This is a genomic window from Streptomyces sp. 8L (assembly GCF_020176795.1).
Classification (GTDB): Bacteria; Actinomycetota; Actinomycetes; order Streptomycetales; family Streptomycetaceae; genus Streptomyces.
On sequence record NZ_JAIUKE010000086.1, the window covers coordinates 25,315 to 32,845 of the forward strand.

At 73.7% G+C, this 7,531-nt stretch carries 9 protein-coding genes; 4 read left to right on the plus strand and 5 right to left on the minus strand.

The annotated features are described in order from the left end of the window. Positions 1-135: 135 nt before the first annotated feature. Positions 136-861, minus strand: a complete 726-nt coding sequence (locus LCE31_RS09185) for a DUF5134 domain-containing protein (RefSeq protein ID WP_225013567.1) — start codon at positions 859-861, stop codon at positions 136-138. Continuing rightward, positions 858-2,273, minus strand: coding sequence for a PepSY-associated TM helix domain-containing protein (locus tag LCE31_RS09190; protein WP_225013569.1), 1,416 nt, complete (start codon positions 2,271-2,273; stop codon positions 858-860). Before LCE31_RS09190 ends, LCE31_RS09185 begins: the two co-directional genes overlap by 4 nt. 343 nt (positions 2,274-2,616) lie before the next feature. Here LCE31_RS09190 and LCE31_RS09195 point away from each other — a divergent pair, with 343 nt between their 5' ends. Next, positions 2,617-3,018, plus strand: a complete 402-nt coding sequence (locus tag LCE31_RS09195) for a TraR/DksA family transcriptional regulator (RefSeq protein WP_225013570.1) — start codon at positions 2,617-2,619, stop codon at positions 3,016-3,018. A 192-nt stretch (positions 3,019-3,210) separates the two neighbouring features. Next, a complete protein-coding gene (locus tag LCE31_RS09200; RefSeq protein ID WP_225013571.1) occupies positions 3,211-3,732 on the plus strand; it encodes a GNAT family N-acetyltransferase in 522 nt (173 codons plus the stop codon). Between the two features lie 106 nt (positions 3,733-3,838). On the opposite strand, the gene ykgO is transcribed toward LCE31_RS09200, so the two are convergent. Then, positions 3,839-3,961: a type B 50S ribosomal protein L36 gene (gene ykgO, locus LCE31_RS09205; RefSeq protein ID WP_225013572.1), complete on the minus strand. Its 123-nt coding sequence runs from the start codon at positions 3,959-3,961 to the stop codon at positions 3,839-3,841. A 249-nt stretch (positions 3,962-4,210) separates the two neighbouring features. Here ykgO and aroQ point away from each other — a divergent pair, with 249 nt between their 5' ends. Then, positions 4,211-4,891, plus strand: a complete 681-nt coding sequence (gene aroQ, locus LCE31_RS09210; RefSeq protein WP_225013573.1) for a gamma subclass chorismate mutase AroQ — start codon at positions 4,211-4,213, stop codon at positions 4,889-4,891. Positions 4,892-4,987: 96 nt separating this feature from the next. Here aroQ and LCE31_RS09215 read toward each other — a convergent pair whose 3' ends face one another. Next, entirely contained in the window at positions 4,988-6,037 is a 1,050-nt protein-coding gene (locus LCE31_RS09215) for a helix-turn-helix transcriptional regulator (protein ID WP_308042232.1), read from the minus strand. A gap of 119 nt (positions 6,038-6,156) precedes the next feature. Between LCE31_RS09215 and LCE31_RS09220 the strand changes: the two genes are divergently transcribed. Further along, the gene (locus LCE31_RS09220) at positions 6,157-6,873 is read left to right on the plus strand and encodes an SDR family NAD(P)-dependent oxidoreductase (RefSeq protein ID WP_225013574.1); all 717 of its coding nucleotides are present in this window, start codon (positions 6,157-6,159) and stop codon (positions 6,871-6,873) included. A 57-nt stretch (positions 6,874-6,930) separates the two neighbouring features. On the opposite strand, the gene LCE31_RS09225 is transcribed toward LCE31_RS09220, so the two are convergent. Next, positions 6,931-7,531 (minus strand): hypothetical protein (locus LCE31_RS09225; protein WP_225013575.1); only part of this gene is annotated, 601 nt, incomplete at its 5' end.

Genomic DNA, 7,531 nt, shown 5'->3' on the forward strand with positions numbered 1-7,531 from the left:
CACCGGGGCCGCCCCGGCCGCCGGCGCGCTGCCCGGGCCGCGGTGACCGCGGACGCAACTAGGAGTCGTACTAGGAGTTGTACTAGGAGTCGTACTAGGAGTTGTACTAGGAGTCGTACTAGGAGTTGTACGAGGTCAGGCGAGGACTGCCAGCATGACCGACATGCCCAGGGCCATCACACCGTGACAGGACAGGTCGTAGGCACCGAGCCCGCTCCCGGACGCTCCGCCGCCCGCCGTCGCGGGCCCCTCGCCCGCCGGTACGGGCCCCTCGCCGGCCGCCGCGAGGCGCGGGCCGGAGCGTGCGAGGTCGAACCCCTTGGCGAGCCACCACAGGGCGAGGGCGAGAAAGGCCACCGCGAGTACCACCGCGGTCTGGGCGCCTCCGCCCCGCAGTGTCATCGTGGCCGTGCTGCCCGGGGCGGGCATGTCCATCCCCGGCATGTCCGCCATCTGTGCGGCGCCGCCGCCCGCCGCCTGCGCCGGGCCCCCGTCCATCGCCGCCAGCATCCAGGCCATCGCCGCCATGGCGAGCGCATGCGGGACCGCGTGGCCGAGCCGGCGCGGCACACCCTCACCCGGCGTCCGGGCGAAAAGCGCCGCCACCAGGAACCACACTGCCGCGAGCGAGAAGAACACCACCTGCGGCAGGGCCGGCAGGCGCATCCCCCACGGCCACACCATCACCCCCATCGCGACGGCCATCACCGCGTGCAGCGCGTGCGCCGTCCTGTCCAGGGCACTCTGCCCGGCAGCCGCGGTGCCGGCCGGCCTGACGGGGAGCGCCCGCCACAGCGCGTACCCCGCGACGGCCGAGAACAACACCGTCAACAGCCACTTGAGTCCCACCGCCGCGATCACTTGGCCCTCCCGCGCGAAACGGCGCCGACGACCAGGTCGGCGCAGAGGAACGCCGCGAGCGGGAACCCGAACAGCGGCAGATAGTAGGCGAGTACGCAGATCGCCACCGTGGCGGGTGCGAGCACCCGGCCCGGCAGCGCCCGCCAGGCCCCCCGGGCAGGCGCCCGCCCGAACCTCGGCCCTTCACCGCGGGTCGGCCTGCGGCGCCACCACATCCGGTACCCGAGCAGCACCATGGCGATCAGGCAGACGGCCAGCACGGCGAGCGCGATCTGGTTGGCGAGCCCGAACAGCAGGCCCATGTGGGCGTCGATGCCCCACCGGGTCAGCTTGGCGAGCAGGGGGAAGTCCGCGAAGCGCAGACGCGCCGTGACTCTTCCCGTCGAGGGGTCGACCGCGACGGAGTCCTGGCCCTCCGGCCACGATCTCTTGTTCTCCTTCACCACGTACGCCACGCCCGGCTTCGACGGGGGTGTGATCACCAACGGGCCCGCGAGCCCGGCCCGATGACCGGCACCGATCGCCCCGTCGATGCCGATGTCCCGGGCCGGTGCCCCGTTGCCGTGCACGGTGCGGGGCAGCGTCGTCGCGACGGACGGCGTACCGCCCTTCAGCGCGTCCTGCACCTTGCCGATGCTCGCGCCCGCGTGCGCCGACCAGGTAAGACCCGTCGCGGACAGCCCCAGCAGGCCGATGGAGATCCACAGTCCGAGAGCACCGTGCCAGGACACGATCCCGCTGCGGCCCGCGCCCCGCCGGGGCCACAGCGTGCGGCGCAGCCTCCGGGCACGACGCGGCGCGCCGATCCACAGGACGAGACCGCCGAGCACCTCGACCCACAGCCAACTGGCGGCCAGCTCACTGTAATTGCGGCCGAAGTCACCGAGATGCAAGGTCCGGTGCAGGCTGTCGAGCCAGGCGCGGGCGGGCAGCCAGTCCCCGTAGGTGCGCAGAGTTCCCAGCAGCTTCCCTGTGTACGGATCGACGAAAGCGGTCGTGTTGTACCCGTCGGGCAGGCCAGGGACCGTGAAGAGGACCCGGGTGGAGCCCGTGGCGGTCGCCGGGGGTTCCACGGACTGGAGTGTGCCCCTGGGCACGGCCCGCTCCGCGACGCGCAGCTGATCGGCCACGGAGTGCGCGCTCCCGTGCGGCGAGACCGTCAACTCGTGCCGGTAGAGGATCTGTTCGAGCTGAGGAGTGGTCGTGTACGCCAGCCCGGTGAGCGCGGCGACGAGGAGGAACGGGCCTATGCACACACCGACGTAGAAGTGCAGACGCAGCAGCAGGGGGCGCACACTTCGCCAGAAGCCCGGACCGTTCGACGCGGGTTCGGCGGCCACCTCCCGGTCCGCGGTCGTCGGTGGCGGAGTCGGCCCTGGGGGCACCGCCACGAGGTCGCTTGTCATCTCCATGGACCTTCCGTGAGAGGGCGCCGATCCCGTTCATCGGCGCTCTTCAGGAAGTCGGACGGCGCTCGCTCCGCTCTCCCCCGCCCTCCCGTGAGGAATGCCACGCGGCAGCGGGGGAACTGAACGGCCCTTCCGCGGCACACGTTCCTGCCGGTGACACACCCGCTCTTGCCGGTGACACACACGTTCCTGTCTGGGACACACCTGCCCGCCGGTGACACACCTGTCCCGCCGGTGACACACACACTTCCTGTCGGGGACGCACCCGTGGGCGGCGGGATTCCACGAAAGGGCCAGGTCGCACAGGTATCGGAATGGAGTGCGGGCAGCCGGCGTTGTGCGGCGTATGAGTGATTCATCCCGTGACGCCGGTTTCCCCCTGGGCGAGCGGGCCGCCGTGCGTGCGCGCCTGAGGGCGGAGCGGGCGGAAGCGCGTGGGCAGATCGCCGCGCTGGTGAGGGAGTTCGACGGGATCGTCGCAGCGAACGCACTGGTGGCCGTCGATGACGAGCATGACCCCGAGGGGGCGAGTACGGCCTTCGAGCGGGCCCACGTGGCGGCGCTGCTGGCGCGGGAGCGTGCGCATCTCGCCGAGGTGGACCGGGCTCTGGAGCGGTTGGAGCGCGGGGAGTACGGGCGGTGCGCGACGTGCGGCGAGCTGATCGCGCCCGAGCGGCTGGAGGTCCGGCCCGCGACGGACACCTGTGTGCGGTGCGCCACGGAGAGCGCTCGGCGCCGACGGCGCTGAGCGTGGCCCGGCGCCGAGCCGGCGAGGGGCGGCGAGGCGGCCGGGGTGCGGAGGGCGGGCGTCTCGCGCGCGGCGGTCCTGGCGGTGCATCGAGGCTTAGGGGGTGCGCCTCGCGTCTTACGTGTCGTAGAACGGCAGGGCAGAACGGCAGGGACGCATGCACGCGTGCGGCTGAAGGGACGTGCCCCATCCATGACCGGTGACACCTGGCGTACCCGTCCCGAAGGCCCGGGAGACGTCGACGCGGAAGCCGTCCGGCGAATCAACGTCGCCGCCTTTCCCACGGCAGGGGAGGCCGACCTCGTGGACGCCCTGCGGCGGGACCCGTGGTGGCTGGACGGGCTGTCCCACGTCGCGCTCGGCGGGGACGGCACACCGGTCTCACACGCGCTGCTGACCCGCTGCCTGATCGGCCGGGCCGAAGCCCTGTGCCTCGCGCCCGTCGCCGTACTGCCGGACGCGCAGCGGCGCGGGGCCGGTTCCGCCGTCGTACGGGCGGTGCTGGAGGCCGCGCGGGTGCGCGGCGAGCGGTGCGCCATCGTGGTGCTCGGGGATGCCGCGTACTACCCGAGGTTCGGTTTCCGGCGCGCCTCCGTCCACGGGGTCCTGCCGCCGATGGATGTGCCGGACGAGGCGTTCATGGTGCTCCCGCTGTCCGACGCGGTGCGGGTGCCGAGCGGGGTCGTACGGTACGCGGCACCGTTCGGCCTCTGAGGCCCGCGCACGCGAGGCCGGCGCTCCGGGCGTCGGGCATAGGCGGTGGCCGACGCGCGTGAGGGGCGTCCCACCCGGGAACGCCCCTCACATCCGCGGATCGAGGTCAGCCCTGCCGGGCCTTGAACCTCGGCTCCTTCTTGTTGATCACGAAGACCCGCCCTCTCCGGCGCACGACCTGCGCCCCGGGCTTGGCCTTCAGGGACCGCACGGAGTTCCGGACCTTCATGGCACCCACCGCCTTCCGCTCGACGTCTTCGGGAGCCCCAACCGTACGGCAATGGTTTTCATTCCCTATAGGAATCACCGGGACTCCACCAGGGCTCCGCGACGCCCCGTCACCCGTTCCGGTTGAGGTGGTGGCGGTTCGGGGGGTTCGACGCGTGCTCCGGTGGAACATGCACGTGATCATCCGGCGCTCGCACGGTGCCGGCCGACCTCGTGAAGGACCGCGCCTGTGACTCCGCAGCTTCCCCCGGTGCCCCCGGTACTCCCGGTACCCCCGGTTCCCGCTTCGTTCCGTTCCAGGACCGCGCTGCTGTCCGCCGCGGCGGCCCTCGCCGCGGGTACCGCTCTCGCCGCCACTCCGGCACAGGCCGGGCCCGTGCACGGGCCCGGCTCCGCGGCGCTCGCCGCTGCCGCCTCGGCCGGGCGGGTGGGGTCGGCGGGCTCGCTCGGGCCCCTCGTCGGGCTCGCTGAGCTGGCGATCCGCCGTATCCGGCTCAGCGGCCAGGTGGCCGCCGCCAAGCGCGGTACAGGAGCGCCGGTCGACGACCCCGCACGTGAACGGCAGGAGCTGGCGAAGGTGCGGCAGCAGGCCGCACGCCTCGGCCTCGACCCGGACGCGACGGCCCGGTTCTTCGAGGACCAGATCGCCGCCAGCAAGGTCGTACAGCGCGGCCTGCTCGACCGGTGGAGCGCGCATCCGGCCGAGGCGCCGGCGGAGCGTCCGGCGCTGGCGACGATCCGTACCGAACTGGACACGATCACGCAGCAGATCCTGCGCGAGCTGGTGGCGACGGAACGGGTCAGGCGGCCGTCTCCCCGCTGTACGGCCGCCCTCGCGGAGGCCGCCGAGTCCGGGGCGGTCGCGGGCCGGCTCGACGCGCTGCACCGCGAGGCGCTCACGACGGCGCTGCGGTCTGTGTGCGGGAGGTGACTGCGGGGCGGGCGCGGGTACGGGTGCGGGGCCGGTACGAGTACGGGTACGGGCGCGGCGCGAGGTGAGCGCGCCGCGCCGCGCTCCCGCGGACGGTCAGCCGCGTTCCGTCGGTGACATGTCCTGCGTCCCGATGGCTGTGAGCAGCGCGAACTGCTGGGCCGTGCGTGATCCGGACGGTGCCGAATACACGGCGATGCGCAGGTCGCTGCCCGGCACGGTGAGCGTGTCGCAGTCGACGGTCACGGGTCCGAGCTCCGGGTGGTGGACCGTCTTGCGGTCGGCGCTGTGGAACCCCACGACGTGGGACTCCCACAGCTCGTCGAAGCGCTCGCTGACCTCGCGCAGCTCCGTGATCAGCTGGCGCAGCGCGGGGTCGTCCGGATAGCGCGCGGTCGAGGAGCGCAGGTCGGACACCATGGCTGTCTCGAACCGCTCGCGCTGGTCCGGCTCGTGCGTGACCCGCGTGGGCAGCCGCGCGAAGTGCCGCCAGGCGACGCTGCGTTCACGGCCCCGGAACACGGAAGGGTCACCGACGAGGGCGGCCCACAGCGCGTTCCACGAGATGGTGTTCCAGCAGGCGTCGTGCACGGCGAGCGGTGTCTGGCCGAGCTGGTCGAGGAGGCGCTGCACGCTCGGCGGGATGTACGGGGAGATGCGGGTGTCCGCCGGCGGGGCCTGCCCGGCGAGCAGGAACAGGTGGTCCCGCTCCACCGGCGCTAGCCGCAGCGCCCGGGCGAGGGCGTGCAGGACCTGCGGCGACGGCGCGGTCGCCCGCCCGCGCTCCAGCCGTACGACGTAGTCGACGGAGAGCCCGGCCAGCTGTGCCAGCTCCTCGCGGCGCAGGCCGGGGGCGCGGCGGGTGCCCGACGTCAGACCGGCGGGCAGCCCCGCGTCGCCGGGCGTGGTGCGATCCCGCCAGTGCCGCAGGGCATGCCCGAGGTCGCCGTGCCCAGAGCCGGAGCCGGAACCGTGCCCAGAGCCGGAGCCGGAGCCGAGGCCGGACCCGGAGCCGCGCCCAGAGCCGGGGCCGGGGCCGTGCTCAGAGCCGGGGCCGGAGCCGTGCCCAGAGCCGGGGCCGGGCCCGGGGCCGTGGGCGGCGGCCCCGGCGGCGGTGTCCCGAGGGCTGTGCGGTGGTTCGCTCACCTGTCCAGTATCGGCGGCCGGGTCCGGCACAGCCTGGTACTGCCGGTCCCCCCGCTGTCCGGTCCCGCTGCGGAAGAGGGCCCTGCCAGGCCGCGCGGAACCCGTGGACCGTGAGCGTCATGAGCAACGACGACAACACGACCATCACAGTGATCACCGGCGCCAACAAGGGCCTCGGGTACGAGACGGCCCGCCGTCTGATCGAGCGGGGACACACCGTGTACGCGGGGGCCCGCGACGCCGTGCGCGGGAAACGCGCGGCGGGGGGGCTCGGCGCCCGTCCGCTGCTGATCGACGTGACCGACGACGCGTCCGTCCTCGCCGCAGCCGAGGCGGTACGGGCGGAGGCCGGACGCGTCGACCTCCTCGTGAACAACGCGGGCATCACGGGCGCCGGCGCCGGCTCCGGCGAATCGGAGACGGACACACTGCGCCGGGTGTACGAGACGAACGTCTTCGGCCCCGTACGGACCATCCACGCTTTCCTGCCGCTGCTGTCGGGGCCCGGCGCGGCCGTCGTGAACGTCAGCAGCGGGCTGGGGTCCGTCTCTCTCGCGGCGGACCCGGAACTGCGCGCGATGGTGCGGGGATGGGCGCCGTACCCCCCGTACGCCTCGTCCAAGGCCGCCCTGAACATGCTGACTCTGCTGTACGGGCAGACCCACCCGGACGTCGCGTTCTGCGCGGTCGACCCGGGCTACACCGCCACCGACCTCAACGGCCACCGGGGTTTCCAGACCGTGGCGGAGGGCGCGCGGACGATCGTGGAGGCGGCCCTGAACGGGCGGCCGCCCGGCTCGCGGTTCCTCAGCGCGGACGGCGAGCTGCCGTGGTGACGGCGGCGCCGGGCCGGGCCGGCTGAGCCCGGCCAGCCCGGGCCGTCCGGCCCCGGCTCAGCCGGCCCGCCGGCCGCACAGCCATCCGTACCTGCCCAGCGTCGGCCGCAGCCGGGTGTCCAGGCTCCAGGTCGAGCCGGCGAAGGCGTAGTACAGCGCGAGCGAGGCGAAGATGTAGCCGACCGAGGGGCCCAGGTCCGTCATGCCCTGCTTCCACGGCAGGTGAAAGCCCTCGGCCCCGGACCAGATGCCGAACGAGAACACCGCGCTGCCGATGAGGACGGCATTGCTGAACGCGCCGAGGATCAGCCCGAGTGCGATCAGCGTCTCGACGACCGCCGTGCCCACCGCGAACGTGCCGGGCGCCGACGTCCCGATCGCGTGCCACATCTGGAGCCACTGGTGGAAGACGGGAGTCCGGACGTCGGCGGCCTTGCCCAGCTCGTCGCCGAGGGTCTGGCCGTGGATGAACCCGGGCAGCCACTTGAAGGTGGCGTCGGCGGCCCACAGGAGGCCGAAGACGATCCTGACGACGGCCGCGCCGTGCAGCCGTCCGGGCGTGAGGGTGGCGGGGGGCCCCCCCGCGGGGGCCGCCCCCCCCGCCGCCCGGGGGGGGGGGGGGGGGGTGGTTGTGCTGGGGGGGGTGTTGGGGTTGGGG